Here is a 17132-nt window from a genome sequence, read left to right as displayed (position 1 = left end):
CGCGGACTTCGAACGCATGACCATGAAATTTGTTCGATCTGTTGAGTTTGATACAAATAACCTACTGAAAGCGAACGCATTCGATCATGAGGCCGCACTCAATTTATCTAATGGAATAGCCACAGAATGGATGGATTGGCACACACAGGCGCAGACGATGAATCTTCCAGAAACTGCCTTAGGGGTCAATCCCGGTGATCGTCGTGCACTTTTTTCGCTGATTCGTTATTTTAAACCTAACTCGGTTCTGGAGGTTGGGACACATATTGGGGCGTCTACCTTGAGTATTGCTACAGCACTCGATGAAAATTTCAAACAGTCGAATCGAAAAGCGAAATTCAAGACCATCGATATTAGGGATGTAAATTCGGAGGAAATGAAACCTTGGCTCAAGTTTGGTGCTCCTTATTCTCCTCGTGAAATGATGCAGCGTTTGTCGATTAAAACAGAGGTCACTTTCGTTAGCGGCGATTCCTTAAAGTTTCTTAGACAGACTCAAGAAACCTTCGATTTTATTTTTCTCGATGGTGATCACTCCGCGAAAAACCTTGTACAAGAAATTCCTGAGGCCCTTAAAAAACTTAATCCTAACGGGGTTATCGTGTTACATGATTATTACCCGAAAGGGGAACCGATTTGGCCTAATAAACCTTCTATCGTAAACGGTCCATACATTGCGCTAGAAAGCATCATGGAAAGTAATACGACCTTAGGTGTCCTACCCCTTGGAAATTTACCTTGGGAAACAAAGTTAGGCTCTCAGGCAACTAGTTTGGCTCTACTTTTGAGAAAATAGCTCTTCAATTAGGTTTGGCCTGATTTTTAAGTTATTTGGTGTTTAATTTTAATCAAAACTCTATAGTTCACACATACTTTTCAACTCTATCACTCTCTCCGCAAACTAATTACGTTTTAGTATGAAAAAAATTGCCATACACGATAGTCCCAAAGGGTTTCATCCAAGATGGATCAGCTATTGTGAAAAAAATGGAATACCTTATAAACTAGTGAATTGTCATGCAAACGACTTAATCTCGCAGTTAGATGGCTGCAGTGCGCTTATGTGGCATTTTAGCCATGAAAACCACACGGATAATATCATTGCGAAGCAGATTATGTTTGCATTAGAGCATACCGGTTTTATCGTTTTTCCTGATTTTAGAACGATGTGGCACTTTGATGACAAGGCAGGTCAAAAGTATCTTTTTGAGTCCATCCAAGCGCCCTACGCGAAAAGCTACGTGTTTCTAGAAAAAGAAGAGGCCCTTAAATGGGCCAGTGAAACGAAATTCCCAAAAGTTTTTAAACTGAGAGGGGGAGCGAGCTCAAAAAATGTACGTCTTCTAGAAACACGTGAGCAGGCAGCGCGCATGATTCATAAAGCCTTTAGTAAAGGTTTTTCCAAATACGATGGTCTCGGTAGTTTACGAGAAAGATGGTATAAATACCGTAAAGGCAAATCTGATTTTTTTGATGTATTTAAAGGGGTTGTACGCCTTATCTATCCTCCTGCTTTCGCTAGATTGGGAGGACACGAGTCGGGCTATGTCCTATTTCAAGAGTTTCTTCCCGAAAATGATTCGGATACGAGGATTATCGTGATAGGCAGCAAGGCCTTCGGACTGAAACGCTATGTGAGAGATAATGATTTTAGAGCTTCCGGAAGTGGAGATTTTGCCTGGGATAGATCTCTCTTTGATGAACGCTGCATTCAAATTTCATTTGACTTGTGTAAAAAATTAAATCTTCAAATCGGAGCCTTTGACTTTGTCTTTGATGCCCAAAATAACCCACTCGTGATCGAGCTGAGTTATGGGTTTGTCTCCGAGGTATATGATCCATGTCCTGGATATTGGGATGAAAGTTTAACCTGGCATGAAGGTACGACTACCAAAGAGGATTTTATGGTGGAAGTGGTTCTTGAAAAAGTCAAACGGGATGGCTTACTTAATTCTTCAAATTAAAACCTACTTTTTCCCTAATGCTTTTAGGTAATCTAAAAAATGCAGTGCGGCAAACAAAAGCCGCTATCGCAAATATCCCAGGCTTTCGTACGAATAGGAAAATTATTGTTTTTGAAAGTGATGACTGGGGAACTCTTCGCATGAGGGATAAAGATGCTTTCAAGCTACTTTTAACAAAAGGATACCCCGTCGATAAATGTCCTTATAATCGTTTGGATAGGCTTGAAAATAACACAGATATCACGATGCTGGCGGAAACACTTCTCAAGCATCGTGATAGCAGGGGGAATCCCGCTAAATTTACGCTAAACTATATCAGTGCAAATCCTGATTTTGAGAAAATTCGTGCTGCGGATTTTACATCCTTTCATTTCGAACCATTTTTGACCACCTTGAAACGATATAGCGATGCGGATAAAGTGGAAGCTCTGGTAAAAGAAGGCATTCACAATCTGGTATTTCAACCACAGTTTCATGGTCGTGAACATGTAAATGTGCCACTTTGGTTAAGCCGCCTACAAGCAAAGGAAAAGCGCTTCCTAGACGCTTTTCAGCAGGGCATGTTTACAGTAGCAGGAAATGAAGTTGTCTCGGGAAGAAAAGATAACCTAGATACCTACGGACACGTGAAGACCGATACCTCATTATACGACCTTGAGCAAAGCATTCGAGAAGGGCAAATTATATTCTGTTCTACCTGGGGCTTCCATGCGACCACATTCATCGCTCCCTGTTATGTATGGCATCCGAATTTAGAACCCTTTCTCTTAAAGCATGGCGTAAAAGGAATTCAAGGTACACATGTACAGTGCGTACCGCTTTCGAGCGGCTTTGCCATCAAAAGGAAGTATCATTTTACCGGACAAAAAAATACACTTGGGCAAACCTATCTAGTTCGGAACGTTTCTTTCGAACCAGCAGAACGTCCCCAGGCTGATCAAGTAGATCGTGTACTTAAAAGCATCCAAAATGCTTTTTTCTGGGGTAAGCCTGCGATCATAAGTTCACACCGCCTAAACTTTATAGGTAGTTTACATAAAGAAAACAGAGAAAAAAATATTGAAAAATTAGATATGCTGCTAAGTCAAATACGTAAAAGATGGCCTGAAGTAGAATTCATGTCCTCTGATCAACTTTTAAGCACGATTAGCGCATAATATGTGCGGAATTGTAGGGTTTGTCGATCTTAAAAGACAAACAAAACGGACTCACTTAGCGTCTATGGTTGCCTCCCTCACGCACAGAGGACCAGATAGTCAAGACCAAATTATTTTTGAGGAAGAGCATGTGGTCCTTGGATTGGGACACACCAGACTTTCCATTATAGATCTCTCCAGTTTCGCTAACCAGCCCATGCAGCTAGGGCCCCTCTATCTCGTGTATAATGGTGAAGTGTACAATTACCCCGAAATTAAACAGGAGCTGAGTCTTCTAGGACATCAGTTTACTACGAACTCGGATACAGAGGTTATTTTACATGCCTATCAGCAGTGGGGACAGGAAGCTGTAAAAAAATTTAGAGGCATGTTTGCCTTCGCTATCTACGATAAAAATAAAAAGGAACTGTTTTTATGCAGAGATAGAGCAGGTATTAAACCTCTTTTTGTCTACCATAAAGACAACGTGCTGCTTTTTGCCTCTGAATTAAAAGCGTTTCATCAGCATCCACACTTTCAGCCTGAAATCAATCCAGATGCCGTTTATTCTTTTTTTAATTTTGGATATGTGCAAAGCCCACATTGCATTTTTCAGCATTGCTATAAAGTGGAGGCAGGTCAATCCATCACCTACTCATTAGATTCTTTAACTGCCCAAAAAAATACGTACTGGACGTTAGACGCTTTTTTCACTAAAGAAAAACTAGATGTCCCCTATAAACAAGCCAAAGAAACACTACGAGAATTACTCTTTACGGCTTGCCAGTATCGGATGGTGGCAGATGTTCCAGTGGGAGTTTTTTTAAGCAGTGGCTATGACAGCACATTAGTGACAGCGATGCTGCAAAAGGAAGCCGATCGGCCTCTCCAAACATTTACAATCGGGTTTAATGCGGGCAACAATGAAGCCCCTTTTGCAAAAAAAATTGCACAGCATCTAAAGACGGAGCATCACGAGTATATCTGCACAGAAAAAGAAGCAGAAGAATTAATTCCTCAGCTACCTTATTACTTTGATGAACCCTTTGCGGATAGCTCTGCCATTCCCACGGCGCTAGTCAGCCAGTTCGCTAAGCAGCATGTAACGGTGGCCTTATCCGCGGATGGTGGCGATGAGGGGTTCGCTGGCTATCCGCGCTATGTAGATATTCCTAGTAAGTTGGAAAAACTGCAAAAGACCTTTTTCCTAAACAAAAAGGGTCTGGCTACCTTTTACGATGGAATTAACACGCTTATTCCTCCTCATTTGGAAAAATCTAAGCACGTCTTAACTGCCTTTTCTAAAACTTTACGTGTCCCCGCTAGCCATCAAAATAGTAAACTTTGTGAATCCTTGCGGGTAACTCCGGAGTACCATACCAGAAGACTTTTAAAGGGATCCTTTGGCTTTATCGGTTTCACGGAAAAAGTACACCAACTGGACCCCATGGACGAACTGATGCTGGCAGATTTTAACTTTTATCTGCAGAATGATATCCTGACGAAAATAGACAGGGCTACCATGATGTTTTCCCTAGAGGGTAGAGAACCTCTGCTTGATCATCACTTACTCGAGTATGCCGCACAGCTGCCAAGTAACTTTAAGTTCAGAAATGGTATCTTGAAATATATTCTAAAAGACATCCTGCATGATTATGTTCCTGAACCACTCATGCAAAGAAAGAAAAGCGGTTTCGAAGTTCCTGTTATGCGCTGGTTAAATGGTGATTTAGCCCATCTCCTCGATACCTACTTTGAAAAGGCGAAGTTAGATGCTATTCCATTTATCGACTCCGAATATGCGCTATATCTGCTAGGTAGATTTCGAGCAAATAAACTTTATTACAAAGATATTATCTGGAAACTACTTATGTTTATCATGTGGTGGGAAAGGTGGTTAAAGCATGAAGCAGCTTAAAAATTTGTTGCATCATATAGTCTGGGCCTAGGAGAAATGGAAAGGCTTATGGCGCTTTTGATTAAAAGCTTTGCTAGCTCAGCCTCTCACTCAGGTGCATGTACTGCTAATCGGAAGAGATAGAGAAGTAGTACTTGAGCTTCCCTTCAGCTCGGTGTTCTGGTCTATATTTCAGATAGAAGCATCCTTAATAAAAATCTCGGGCGCTTACAAAACGGCCTATGAAACAGCTTATATCCGACCGGGGCCGTTTTTGTTTTTGCTTTTTCCTCAGTTTCTGAAAGTTTCCCGAACGTGCTTGCAGAAGCTATGGCTGCAGGATGCGCCTGTATCGCTTACGATTGTATAGCCGGTCCATCGGACATGATCGATGACGGTGAAATTGACTTCTTGATTTCTGAAGGAAACGAGACAGCATTTAAAAAAAAACTTTACCTGCTCATGCAGGATCAACAGCCGCGCGTGTCTTTCGGGCAGGTAGCGAGAGTAAAAATGCAGCAGTTTGAAGCAGCTGAAATAGCGAAACGCTTTCATACCTTTATTCGCCCTTTAGGAAAATAGCCCGAAGCGGTTGCTGTATAGATCGGTACTCGCTCGGGTATCCGAATAACCTTATTTTTTATGAAAATACTTATCAATACTGCCCACCAGCGGTTTGGAGGTGCCATTCAGGTCGCATTATCCTTTATTCATGAATGCAAGAATTTCCCCGAAAATCAGTACTTCGTCTGGGTAGGGCAGGGAGTAGGAAAATCTATCGATGTATCCACCTTTCCTAAAAATTTTCATTTCGAATTTTTTGATTTTGGTGAAATCGGTTTTTCCACAATTTCACATATCCAAAAAACCTGCGCCCAATCGAGGAGCAGTTACAGCCCGACCTGCTGATTTCCACTTCTGGCCCCACCTATTACCACTCCCTTGCTCCGCAGATTATTGGGTTTAACCTGCCACTCTACATTTATCCAGAGTCCCCATTCGTGCGTGAGCTCCCCTGGAAAAAAAAACTCAAACTGTGGATCAAAAAACAAGTGCATTACTACTACTTTAAAAGAGATGCAGTGGCCTATGTCGTCCAGACAGACGATGTAAACACTAGGGTCCGAAAGGCACTACGTACGCATGATGTCCATACTGTGACCAATAACCACAGTAGCTTTTATCTTCAGAAAAACCTCCCCCAAGTCCGAAAACTACCTAAAAAAATACCGTATGAGTTTAGGCTGCTTACACTTACCTCTTATTATCCCCATAAAAACCTAGAGCTGATCAATGCGCTCATTCCACTTCTTCTGAAAAAAGGATGCACAAACATTAAGTTTATCCTAACGCTGAAAGAAACTGACTTCCAAAAGTACATGCAGCCGCACCCAAACCTAGTGAATGTAGGCCCTCTATTGCCGCAGGAATGTCCTGCCTTGTATCAGGAATGCGATGCGATGTTTCTTCCTAGTCTCGCGGAGTGCTTCTCCGCCTCTTATCCAGAGGCAATGGTCATGCGTAAACCCATCATCACCGCAGATTTAGGCTTTGCACGCAGCATTTGTGGTGATGCAGCCCTGTACTTCACTCCCAAAGATGCCGCCGCCGCCGCCGAGGTGATCCTCCAGCTGTACGCAGATGAGGCACTTCAGCAAGATCTGGTAGAAAAGGGAATAAAGCAATTACCGCTTTTTGATCAACCAAAAGAAAGAGCACAAAAATATCTAACTCTGGCCAAAAAGTATATAAAAAAGAATTGATGAACTGCGAAGCTCTCTCAAAGAATATGCGCAGCCTCTTCTGCCCCAAATAGCGTAACCTTGAAAAAGAAAATTACCGATAGAAAAATCGTCGTTATCAATCAGGCCTCGAACTACCTGACCATCGGCTTCACTAATGCCTTCTACGCGCGCTTCGAAGACGTAACCCTAATCACAGGGTCCATACGAACTCAAGAGGAAGCGTTAAACCCAAATGTGAAGGTGCAGTATATCAACCAGTGGTATGAACGTCCCGCCCGAAAAAAAGCACTATCCTATGCGCAGGCCCTTCTGCGCATGTGGTGGCTACTTTTCTTTAAGTACCGAAAACATGAGGTATTCTTCGTTTCTGTACCACCTATGGGCTACTTATTAAATCTCTTCCTGCCACATCGCTTTAGCATGGTGATCTGGGACGTCTATCCTGATGTGTTTAAAATTACCGGCATGAAAGAGTCCCATTTCGTGTACCGTGTGTGGAGTAGATTAAACAAGAGGTCCTTTAAAAAAGCCTTCCGTCTCTTTACCATAAGTGAGCGCATGGCAGACTTATTGGAAAAATATGTGGAAAGGGAAAAAATCCGGATTCAACCGATATGGGCCATCTTTCAAGCGAATGGAAAAGTAGCCAAACAAGAAAATCCCTTCGCCCTGGAGCACGGCATCCAAGATAAATTTGTAGTCCAGTACTCCGGAAATATCGGACTCACGCATAACGTGGAAGTACTCGTAGAGGTAGCCGAACAGTGTAAGGAACACACAGACATTCTGTTCCAAATAATAGGGAGAGGGCCTCGAAAGCCAGTCTTAGAAAGATTGGTAAAGGAAAAGCAACTTCCCAACTGTACGTTCCTGCCTTTTCAGTCAAATGAAATGTTTCCCTACTCCCTGTCTGCTGCCGATCTGGGTGTCGTTATTTTAGACGAGCAGACCAGTAAAGGAAGCGTGCCCAGTAAATCATATAACTTGATGAGCTATGGCATTCCCTCGCTGTACATCGCCTCCGCAGACAGTCAGCTGAATATATATGCAGAAACGTATGCGCATGGCGGCTGTTTCTCGAAAGAAGATATGCAGTCCATCGTGACCTTTATTGTAGACTTAAAAAATGACCGTGCCGCCTATCGGCAAATGACAGAAAATGCGCTGCGCGCAGCGCAAGACTTTAGGCGTGCTAATGCGGATAAACTTATCGAAATGTACCTCTCATGAAACAATTTTTAGCCAATCACTTAAAAAATATAAAAGGCTGGAAGACCAAAAGGAAGTTGGTGGCCTTTGCTGTAGATGACTATGGAAATGTCCGCCTGGCGAATCTACGTGCTAAAAAGCGCCTAGAAGACAGCGGTGTAGCACTCATCGGTCGATTTGACCGATTAGACGCCCTAGACACACGAGAGGATTATGAAATGCTCTTTGATGTTTTGGATTCCGTAAAAGATCATAAGGGGAATCCAGCCGTTTTTACCCCCTACGCACTCCCTTGTAATGTGGATTTCGAGAAAACAAGCGAAGCAAATACCTACATCCCTGAGAAGCTGACCGTAACCTATGAAAAACTGTCCGCAGAAGATACCGCTTTCGCGGGTGCATACCCTTTGCTCTTAAAAGGAATAGCGAGTAAAATGATTAAACCCCAGTTTCATGGCAGAGAGCATTTAAATATCAACGTGTTTAATGCTCATCTACGGGATAAAAATCCCATCGTCATGGCAAATCTAAATCAGCACTCGCTGGTCAGTGTTCCCATGCACCCAGATTTTCCCGGAATCCGTTTCTCTTATGCCTACGCGTTTTGGAAAAACCATGAAAATGAAGCGCATAAAAAAAACATAGCCGAGGGCCTGAAGCTTTTCGAAGAAGTTTATGGCTATTCCTCTCTAACCTTTACCCCACCTGCACAGCAGCTTGCTAGCGATCTCTATCCTTATATCGCTAGCCTGGGTGTAAGAGGCGTTGATAAAATGCGCCAAACCAAGCGTCATAAAGGAGAAGGTGTCTACGTGAGTGAAAAAAATCGTTTAGGAGAAAAAGGTCCCGGTAATACAATCGCCATTGTACGGAATTGTGTTTTTGAACCGAATCAGCGCCCCATCGACTGGGTGAATTTCACGTTTAAACAAATAGAAGCTGCCTTCTTCTGGAATAAACCCGCCATTATTAGTTCCCATAGAGTGAACTTTAGTGGGCATATAGACCCAGCAAATCGTAAAAAAGGTCTCGAAGACCTTAAAAACTTACTGAACGAAAGTAGTACGTACCTGGCCTGATGTGGAATTTGTCGCTATCGATGATCTCGTGCAGACTATTCAGGCCGAAAACTTGTGATCCCTTGAATTTTCCTTACCTTTGCAGGAGAGGATTTTCGGCTAGAAGTAAGGTATACATTTTGTTTTTATTTTTTTTAAAGTGATGTTGAAACGAGTAGCGTACTTAGGGTATTATATCAAACAGCTGGACCGTAACCAGTTTGATACATTCGCCAACCATGTGGCGAAAACTAAGGGCAAATCTACCTTTTCGCTAAAGGCAGATGCGCTCTCCTCCGTGTTTCGCTATAATGTTTCTCTAATGGAATACTTTCAATTCCGATTTTTCGAGAAGACAGCCGCCGAAAGAAGCCAGTGGGCAGGGACAGGGTATATGTATGAATTTCAGCTCCACATGAATCCTAAGGCTGCGAGGAATATCCTGGATGATAAAACGCTATTTTATAAAGCATATACGGAATTCTTTAAACATCAAGTGGCTGACTTAACCTCCCTAAAAGAAAATAAAGAGAAGGTGCTAAGCCTTTTAACTAATCCAGCAGGAAAAGTAGTACTCAAAGTCTCCGATGGAAAATGTGGAAAAGGTGTTCTCATTCGTGAAACGAAAGATTTTACAGTAGACAGCCTGATTACTTTTATGGAAAAAGAAGGCTACGAGCTGGCTGAGCAGTTCTTAATCCAGCACGAGCGCCTACAGGAGCTTTCACCATCGGCAGTTAATACGGTACGGATTTTTACACAGTTAACTCCCGATAATCAAGTTGATCTATTAGGCTGTCGTTTGCGTATATCTGTTAACTCACCTGTAGATAACATGGCCGCAGGTAACCTAGCAGCACCCATAGAGGATGCCACGGGAATCGTCTCTGGGCCTGGTGTGTATAGCGACATCACGAAAAAAGAAGCGCATGTGCATCCCGTTAGTAAAGTAGCCATAACAGGTTTTCAGGTTCCCTTTTGGAAGGAAACACTCGAAATGGTAAAAACGGCAGCGCTTAAGCATCCACAGAACCGCTCCATTGGATGGGACGTAGTCATCACAGCAGATGGCCCTGGACTAATCGAAGGAAATCACGATTGGTGTAAATTACTTTGGCAGCTACCCGTGAATAAGGGACTTAAAAATCAGTTAGAGCGATATAAATGAGGATGATGTACCGTGATTACAGTAAAAGAGGGTTAGATATCTTGCTTTCTTTAGTGGTGCTTTTCATTACACTCCCTATTTTAGCTGTATCCATCATAGGATTGGCTGTGCAAAATAGGGGAACACCTTTCTTCTTCCAGAAAAGGCCAGGTAGACAGCAGCATCCCTTCTTCATCATTAAGCTGAAAACGATGACAGATGCGAAAGATCCACAGGGAAACTTACTGCCAGATGCCATGCGTATTACCGCACTAGGAAAAGTGATACGAAAGCTGTCTATAGATGAACTTCCTCAGCTCATAAACGTCCTTAAAGGAGATATGAGCCTGATAGGACCGCGACCACTCCTTTTTAAGTATGTGCCACTGTATTCTAAAGAGCAAAATCGAAGACACGAGGTTCGACCGGGTATTACAGGATGGGCACAAGTGAATGGTAGAAACTCTATCTCATGGACGAAAAAATTTGAACTAGATGTGTATTACGTTGATAATGTGTCATTTCTTCTAGATATGCATATATTTTGGCTCACTATATTAAAAATACTGAAACGCGAAGGTGTGAATCAGTCCGAAATGACGCCTATGCAGCCCTTTAATGGTCATAATTAACTCGTGAACGCTCCGAATAAAAGGATATGATGAATATATTGTTTACAGGTGTAGGAGGTCCTACCCCGAGAAGCTTTGCTTACGCTTTACAGTCCGTGCTACGTTCTCTTCGGCGAATTTTTACGGTACCGATATTAACCCTTTGGCCATCGGTTTATATCAAAAGCATCTTTTTAAGGAAACCTATCTCATAGCCCCTGCTAATGATGTGGAGGCCTACTGGCAAGATATCGAAGAGCTCATCGAGCGATTAAATATCGATTATGCCGTCATTCTTCCCGAGCTAGAAGTTATCGAGTGGCGAAACGCCAAGAAGCCGGCACGCTTCCATGTCCTGCGCTTATACCGAGCCTTCAGGTGGCTGAACTCCTCGTGGATAAAAGCATCATGACAGAGGCATTAGCAGAATTACACGTCGTGCCTAAATCTGTCGCCTTTACCCGGGAAGAAGAAAACCTTTCTGCCATAGGCCACATCCTGGGATACCCGTACTGGGTACGCAGTAGCTCAGGTAGCAGTGGTCTAGGCTCTCTTAAAATATCCAATGAGGTCGCCCTACGGAACTGGTTGGTACTTAATCCTGATGTGGAATTTTTCCTCGCCAGCCAGTATCTCCCAGGTAGAAACCTAGCCTGTAAACTCTTATACTGGAAGGGTAAACTCGTTCGGGCTGCCTCAGCCGAACGCGTGAATTACATCATGGCCAAGGTGGTCCCTTCAGGCATTACAGGAAATACCTCCTTCGGTAGACTCTTAAACGAGCCTCAGCTGGTAGAGATAGCGGATCGAGCGATGCAGCATATCTTTAAGAAAACAGGGTGACCCCCCACGGTTTTTACACGGCAGATTTTAAAGAAGATGCCGACGGAACCCCCTACATAACGGAAATTAATGTACGTCACGTAGCTTTTACGCAGTGCTTCGCCGCAGCTGGCGCGAATTTTCCGGCAGATACCTTGCAGCTCCTAACAGATCCTGCATCCTTTGATGCGAAATTTAAAATGTATCAGTTCCCAGAAGAAACGATCTTTCTAAGAGATGTGGACGAGCGCCCTATCCTTATGAAAGAATCTCAACTCCTGGCGAAGAGACTAGGCCTAAAAAAGGTGTAAGCGCTTCTATTTCTTTATTTCCTATAAGTAAAACCATGATACCCGCTATTCTAAAAACGCCTTCTCTATTCCTTAGTCAAAAAATCAAGCATATTGGGAAATACGTGTACCGTAAAAGGGGCGTGAAAAAAAGTTGGGCGAAACGGTTTAAAGGAATTCAAGAGAAGCATCCCGAATACTTCCATCCAGTGGATGCAGTGCTAGAAAATGAACATGCAGCCTACTGGAAGGTCTTACATAAAAAGCCCAATCTGGCGACGCTGAGACTCTGCAAGGCTATCTCTGGGAAAGCATGTAGGGAAATTGTTCCAGAAGAAATCTTCGTAACCGATATAGAGCCTACATTAAATCCCGATACGAGAACTTCGCTTCTCGCCAACAAAAGTTTTAATGCGGTCTGGTTTGGTGCAGACCTATTCCCTACAGACTACTTTCATAAGATAGAAGGCCTCTACTACGATGCCACACTTACGCTTATTTCCGAAGAACAGTTCGAACAAGGAATGCAGCAGCTGTCCTTCCCTTTGATTATTAAACCCAATAAGGATTCCTTTGGAGGGAACGGAGTGCAGACTATCACATCAGCCCTACAGCTTAAACAAGAGGCCCAGAGGCGAAAAGACTTTGTGCTGCAAGAGAAAATTCAACAGCATCCTTTTTTTCATAAGTTTAATGCGCATGGAATTAACACCCTAAGGGTATATGTGTACCGCTCCGTTCTGACAGATGAGTTTCATTTCCTTCATGCTGCCCTAAGAATGGGAGTAGGGGGGTCTTTAGATAATGAAACCTCCGGGGGGATCGTCGTTCATATCCAGGAAGATGGGCGTTTAAATGGTTTCGCAGTGGATAAATATGGAACTAAGGTGACGCAGCATCCTGATACCCACCACACTTTTGACGAACACATTCCCTCCTTCGATAAGCTCAAAGAGGAGTCCCTTAAAGTCGCTAAAAAAATATTCTTCTGTAGGGTTATTGGCCTAGATGCTGTGCTCGATAAAGAAGGCAAATGGAGGTTTTTAGAATATAACCCCCTTGGGCATACGATTCGATTCTCGCAGTATGCAGGCCAGCCTTTTTTCGGTAAATTTACCGATGAAGTGCTCACGTACTGCGCACAGAAGCACTGGACACAGCAGTCTGTTTAGCGTGCAGCAGCCCTTGTTTTAGCTTCTTTAGCTCCTTACAGAAAGCGTCCCCCAGACCCCGCTTACCGGTAAGAGCATAGGCGGCCAAAACCTATTTATTCACCCTTCCCCGCTAAAACTTTTTTTTATTTTCTTTAGGGCTGTCTAAACGAAATGGTTACTTTTGTGGAGGTAAACCTTTTACAATAATAAAACTTGTTTTTTAATCGCCCATTTCGTCCCTACACAGTTCTAGTTCCTATGTTTAAGTTTTCTATCCAAACCCTCTCCCTTCTAGTCGTTTGTATACTCCTGCTAGGTAGTAGCTGTGTTTCCAATAAACGCATCGTGTACCTACAAGATTTGGGAGATGCCTTTCCTTTAGTCACAGAATCTCCCCTCCTCGAAAATAAGGCCGAAAGTTACCAGCTCCAGTATAACGATGTCGTGGACATTCAAATTCAAACCACCTCAGAGGAACTCAATATGATCTTCGGAGTTTCGGCCGCTCAAGCGCAAGCAGCCATGGCAGGCGTACAGGGGGCTAACCAAGGGGGGGACATCTTCTTCTTACAGGGTTATACCATAGATGAAGAAGGAAATATAGACCTACCCTTAATCGGTTCGGTAAGCCTCCTAAATCTTACCATCCCAGAGGCGAAAGAAAAGATAGAGGGTCTCATGATGGAATATATCCGTAAAGAAGATCTCTACGTACGCGTGCGATTAGGTGGTATTCGCTTTGCGACACTCGGTGAGTTCTTTCGTAATGGAAATCATACCATCCTAGCGAATCAAGTAAATATCTATCAAGCGATCGCGCATGCCGGAGACATGACCCCCATAGCGAAGAGAGATGAGGTCGTCCTGATCCGACAGTATCCGGAAGGAACTAAATCGTTTCGGTTAAATCTAAATGATAAACGCCTCATGGAAACAGAGTTCTTTTTCTTGAGACCGAATGATATGCTTTACGCGGAGCCTCTTAAAGTACGGGAACTGGGCGCTGGTGTGGACTTCGTCCAAACGCTACAGTTTACTGTTTCCATCTTGACGGCCGCACTGCTGATCATAAATACCGTAAATCAATAAAATGAAGTATTGCGGTCTTTTTATCTTGATACAGCGTTAGCTAGTTACCTTACGTAAGACAAGTTTTTGTTATGCTCGCATGTATTGTTCAGGCTAGACTCGGTTCCTCTAGACTGCCGAATAAAATTTTACTGCCTTTTTATGAGGGAAAAAGTGTACTCGAAATTCTTCTGACGAAAATTTCTGCTCATTTCCCTTCTCTTAAATTAATCGTGGCCACGACCGTAAGCCTAAGCGATCAGCCGATCGTGGACCTTTGTGAAAAACTACAGGTATCCTGCTTTAAAGGGGATGAAGCTGATGTGCTCAGTAGATTTATCGATGCAGCTGAGGCATTTCAGGTGGAAAAAATAATTCGAATCTGTTCGGATAATCCACTTCTTAACCTGATGGCTTTACAAGAACTCATCCAGATAAGTGCTTCCTCAGCTGCTTCCTACGTTTCTTTTAAGACGTCTGCAGGTACGCCCACTATAAAAACACATTATGGCCTGTGGGCAGAATACGTTACGGTAGAAGCACTTAAACAAGTAAAGCAGCTTACCCAAGAATCCCTCTACAGGGAACATGTAACCAATTATATCTACGCTAATTCAAACGTATTTAGTACGTACCTAGCGCCTATCGCCAAGCAAATCGAACAATATCCGCAACTGCGAATGACCCTCGATACGAAAGCTGATTTTGAGCTGCTGCAGCAGATTTATGCAGAAATACCTAATTTCGATGGCAGCCCAGAGCAACTTATAGAAAAAATCGCAGCGAATGAGGAATGGTTACAAATTATGCACAAGCAAATAATTCAAAATGAGAAATAATATGTCCCACACGTATGTTATTGGTGAAATCGGACAGAATCATAACGGATCTGTCGATATAGCTAAACTTTTAGTAGATGTGGTTTCTAGGCCGATTTACGATAAGCTTTTTAATAATACGCTCCCCATTATGGATGCTGTAAAGCTTACCAAACGTGATCTCAAACAAGAGCTCTCACATTCACAAATGTCCCGGCCTTATGACAACCCGAATTCCTTTGGAAAAACTTATGGAGAACATCGTGAATTTTTAGAACTCAGCGACGAGGAGCACTTCGAAGTGTACCAGTACGCCAAAAGTAAGGGTCTGGACTTCGTCGAAACGCTATGTGCTATAGGATGTCTTTCCTTACTAAAGCTTTTTACACCGGATAAGCTAAAAGTGGCTTCCAGAGATTTAACAAATCTTCCACTGCTCGAAGCGTTAGCAGAAACTAAAATTCCGCTTATCGTGTCCACTGGTATGGCGGGTAAGAAGGAACTGGACGATGCAGTTGACGTTATCACGAAATACCATAGTGACTTATCCATTCTACACTGTGTCTCGGAATACCCTACCCGGTACGAAAACGTGAACCTACGAACGATTACCTACCTGAAAAAACACTATCCGCAGTTTACTATAGGGTACTCCGATCATACGATAGGGATCGCCACTCCTATAGCCGCCGTGGGTATGGGGGCAGAAATTATCGAAAAACATATCACCCTAGATAGAGGGATGAAAGGTACCGATCAGGCAGGCTCCCTCGCTATCGATGGAATCTATAGAATGATGCGCGATATACGAAACTTAGACCTATCCCTAGGTAAAGAGGAAATCTATATAGAGCCCTCCGTACAGGCTGCACGTGAAAAGTTAGAACGCTCGATCGCTACGAAAAGTCACTTGCCTAAAGGTGCCATAATCCAGGAAAAAGATTTACACCTGCTAAGCCCAGGAGATGGGTATAAATGGGCCCAGCTGAATGAGCTAATCGGTAAAAAAGTGCTGCAGGATATTCCTAAAGATGAAATTATCTATAAAAATATGATCGAGTAAATGGAACTACCTGCTACACTTCCGAAGCTCGTCATTACAGATATAGACGGCGTGTGGACCGATGGGGGTATGTATTACGACCAAACAGGAAACGAATGGAAAAAATTTAACACCGCTGACAGTGCCGGTGTATTATTCCTAAAATTATTAGGTATCCCTCTCGCCATCATCACAGGGGAAGAGACACAAATCGTCCAAAATCGCGCCTATAAACTACAAATAAAATATCTGTACATGGGCGTGAAAGATAAAGTGGCCGTAGCGCAGAACCTCTGTAAGGAACTAGGCATCGAACTGAACGACGTAGCCTTCATAGGCGATGACCTGAATGATATGCAGCTACTGCAGCAGGTAGGCTTTTCTGCTGCGCCTATGAACGCACCCTTCTATGTGAAAAGTATCGTACACCATCGCTTAGAACGGAAAGGGGGGGATGGAGCCTTTAGGGAGTTTGTGGAGTTTATCCTCCAGCAAGCAGGTGCTTTAGATACTGCCTTAGCGATGTATTTTGAAAATACGCAGCGCCTAAGACAGTAAGACTGTTCCTGCTTACTTGTTTACTTTTATCATGACTAAAAGATGCTAAATACCTTAGATAATATCAAAAGTGCCTATTCTCCTCAGAGACATAAACTCCATAAAAGTCTGGTACAGCAACTCGCAGATACGCTCAACCAGTTTCACGGTGTGAATTTTTCCATACGCTTCTGGAATTTGTGGCTTTCCCCTTACGCCGGTTACATTATCAATAATTATGCGGATTTTTCACAGGAATCCTTTACCCCTCCCGTGAAAAATACTGTTGAGGAGCTTAGAGCTAACTGGAAAACTGAGGTTGTTAAGCTGCTAAAGAAGATAAAAGACTATCCGAACTACCTGGCCTTTAAAAAGATCCTAAAAGAAAATAATGAACTGCATATCGGATTTCCACAGGTGGCTGCTGTCGATCAGGATCTCGGTACGCGACTGCCGCTGCTAGATAGAAGCTGGAACTTCGCACGCTCAAACTCTAAACGCGATAAATTACTGCGCCAGTATGCGCCAGCACAGGATCCCTTTTATCGCAATGTGCTCAGTGGGCTCCCTAAACTCTATGTAGAGGCTTCCGTGATGCCCTGAATAGTATTCCCTTACTGAATCCTGCCGAAAA

Annotated in this window: 19 protein-coding genes and 1 pseudogene; all 20 read left to right on the top strand. The window is 43.2% G+C overall.

Annotation, left to right across the window (positions count from 1 at the left end; all coding sequences use genetic code 11):
• Positions 1 to 22: 22 nt before the first annotated feature.
• The 20 genes and pseudogenes from A3SI_RS05455 (at position 23) to A3SI_RS05360 (ending at position 17101) form a co-directional block, all read left to right on the top strand.
• The gene (locus A3SI_RS05455; RefSeq protein ID WP_238531612.1) at positions 23 to 796 is read left to right on the top strand and encodes an O-methyltransferase; all 774 of its coding nucleotides are present in this window, start codon (positions 23 to 25) and stop codon (positions 794 to 796) included.
• A gap of 121 nt (positions 797 to 917) precedes the next feature.
• Positions 918 to 1964: an ATP-grasp domain-containing protein gene (locus A3SI_RS05450; protein WP_040670261.1), complete on the top strand. Its 1047-nt coding sequence runs from the start codon at positions 918 to 920 to the stop codon at positions 1962 to 1964.
• Positions 1965 to 1981: 17 nt separating this feature from the next.
• The gene (locus A3SI_RS05445) at positions 1982 to 3121 is read left to right on the top strand and encodes a hypothetical protein (RefSeq protein WP_009054184.1); all 1140 of its coding nucleotides are present in this window, start codon (positions 1982 to 1984) and stop codon (positions 3119 to 3121) included.
• Position 3122: 1 nt separating this feature from the next.
• On the top strand, positions 3123 to 5018 hold the full coding sequence (gene asnB, locus A3SI_RS05440) for an asparagine synthase (glutamine-hydrolyzing) (protein WP_040670259.1): 1896 nt from the start codon (positions 3123 to 3125) through the stop codon (positions 5016 to 5018).
• Between the two features lie 267 nt (positions 5019 to 5285).
• Positions 5286 to 5579, top strand: a pseudogene (locus A3SI_RS18095) (glycosyltransferase); the annotation flags it as partial.
• 60 nt (positions 5580 to 5639) lie between these two features.
• Positions 5640 to 5906, top strand: a complete 267-nt coding sequence (locus A3SI_RS19625; RefSeq protein ID WP_009054180.1) for a hypothetical protein — start codon at positions 5640 to 5642, stop codon at positions 5904 to 5906.
• Between the two features lie 143 nt (positions 5907 to 6049).
• Positions 6050 to 6760 (top strand): glycosyltransferase, encoded by a 711-nt coding sequence (locus A3SI_RS19620; RefSeq protein ID WP_009054179.1) that lies wholly within the window; start codon positions 6050 to 6052, stop codon positions 6758 to 6760.
• Between the two features lie 60 nt (positions 6761 to 6820).
• Complete coding sequence (locus A3SI_RS05420; RefSeq protein WP_009054177.1) at positions 6821 to 7972, top strand: glycosyltransferase family 4 protein; 1152 nt, start codon at positions 6821 to 6823, stop codon at positions 7970 to 7972.
• Positions 7969 to 9030, top strand: coding sequence for a hypothetical protein (locus A3SI_RS05415; protein WP_009054175.1), 1062 nt, complete (start codon positions 7969 to 7971; stop codon positions 9028 to 9030). Before A3SI_RS05420 ends, A3SI_RS05415 begins: the two co-directional genes overlap by 4 nt.
• Positions 9031 to 9172: 142 nt before the next feature.
• On the top strand, positions 9173 to 10177 hold the full coding sequence (locus A3SI_RS05410; protein ID WP_009054173.1) for a sugar-transfer associated ATP-grasp domain-containing protein: 1005 nt from the start codon (positions 9173 to 9175) through the stop codon (positions 10175 to 10177).
• Positions 10174 to 10788: a sugar transferase gene (locus tag A3SI_RS05405; protein WP_009054171.1), complete on the top strand. Its 615-nt coding sequence runs from the start codon at positions 10174 to 10176 to the stop codon at positions 10786 to 10788. The genes A3SI_RS05410 and A3SI_RS05405 overlap by 4 nt, the downstream gene beginning before the upstream one ends.
• A 142-nt stretch (positions 10789 to 10930) precedes the next feature.
• Entirely contained in the window at positions 10931 to 11179 is a 249-nt protein-coding gene (locus A3SI_RS05400; protein WP_009054170.1) for a hypothetical protein, read from the top strand.
• Complete coding sequence (locus A3SI_RS05395; RefSeq protein ID WP_162098421.1) at positions 11146 to 11610, top strand: hypothetical protein; 465 nt, start codon at positions 11146 to 11148, stop codon at positions 11608 to 11610. Before A3SI_RS05400 ends, A3SI_RS05395 begins: the two co-directional genes overlap by 34 nt.
• Positions 11607 to 11900, top strand: coding sequence for a hypothetical protein (locus A3SI_RS05390; RefSeq protein WP_009054164.1), 294 nt, complete (start codon positions 11607 to 11609; stop codon positions 11898 to 11900). Before A3SI_RS05395 ends, A3SI_RS05390 begins: the two co-directional genes overlap by 4 nt.
• A 122-nt stretch (positions 11901 to 12022) precedes the next feature.
• Positions 12023 to 13051: a sugar-transfer associated ATP-grasp domain-containing protein gene (locus A3SI_RS17195; protein WP_162098420.1), complete on the top strand. Its 1029-nt coding sequence runs from the start codon at positions 12023 to 12025 to the stop codon at positions 13049 to 13051.
• A gap of 327 nt (positions 13052 to 13378) precedes the next feature.
• Positions 13379 to 14122, top strand: coding sequence for a polysaccharide biosynthesis/export family protein (locus A3SI_RS05380; protein WP_009054159.1), 744 nt, complete (start codon positions 13379 to 13381; stop codon positions 14120 to 14122).
• Between the two features lie 71 nt (positions 14123 to 14193).
• The gene (locus tag A3SI_RS05375; protein ID WP_009054158.1) at positions 14194 to 14940 is read left to right on the top strand and encodes a cytidylyltransferase domain-containing protein; all 747 of its coding nucleotides are present in this window, start codon (positions 14194 to 14196) and stop codon (positions 14938 to 14940) included.
• Position 14941: 1 nt separating this feature from the next.
• Positions 14942 to 15982 (top strand): N-acetylneuraminate synthase family protein, encoded by a 1041-nt coding sequence (locus tag A3SI_RS05370; protein ID WP_040670248.1) that lies wholly within the window; start codon positions 14942 to 14944, stop codon positions 15980 to 15982.
• On the top strand, positions 15983 to 16519 hold the full coding sequence (locus A3SI_RS05365; protein WP_009054155.1) for a KdsC family phosphatase: 537 nt from the start codon (positions 15983 to 15985) through the stop codon (positions 16517 to 16519). It begins immediately after the preceding gene.
• A gap of 42 nt (positions 16520 to 16561) precedes the next feature.
• Entirely contained in the window at positions 16562 to 17101 is a 540-nt protein-coding gene (locus A3SI_RS05360) for a hypothetical protein (RefSeq protein ID WP_009054153.1), read from the top strand.
• Positions 17102 to 17132: the final 31 nt, after the last annotated feature.

The sequence above is a fragment of the Nitritalea halalkaliphila LW7 genome (assembly GCF_000265075.1).
Lineage (GTDB): Bacteria > Bacteroidota > Bacteroidia > Cytophagales > Cyclobacteriaceae > Nitritalea > Nitritalea halalkaliphila.
The sequence above is the reverse complement of the archived record's forward strand: the minus strand, read 5'-3'. Positions and strand labels throughout refer to the sequence as shown.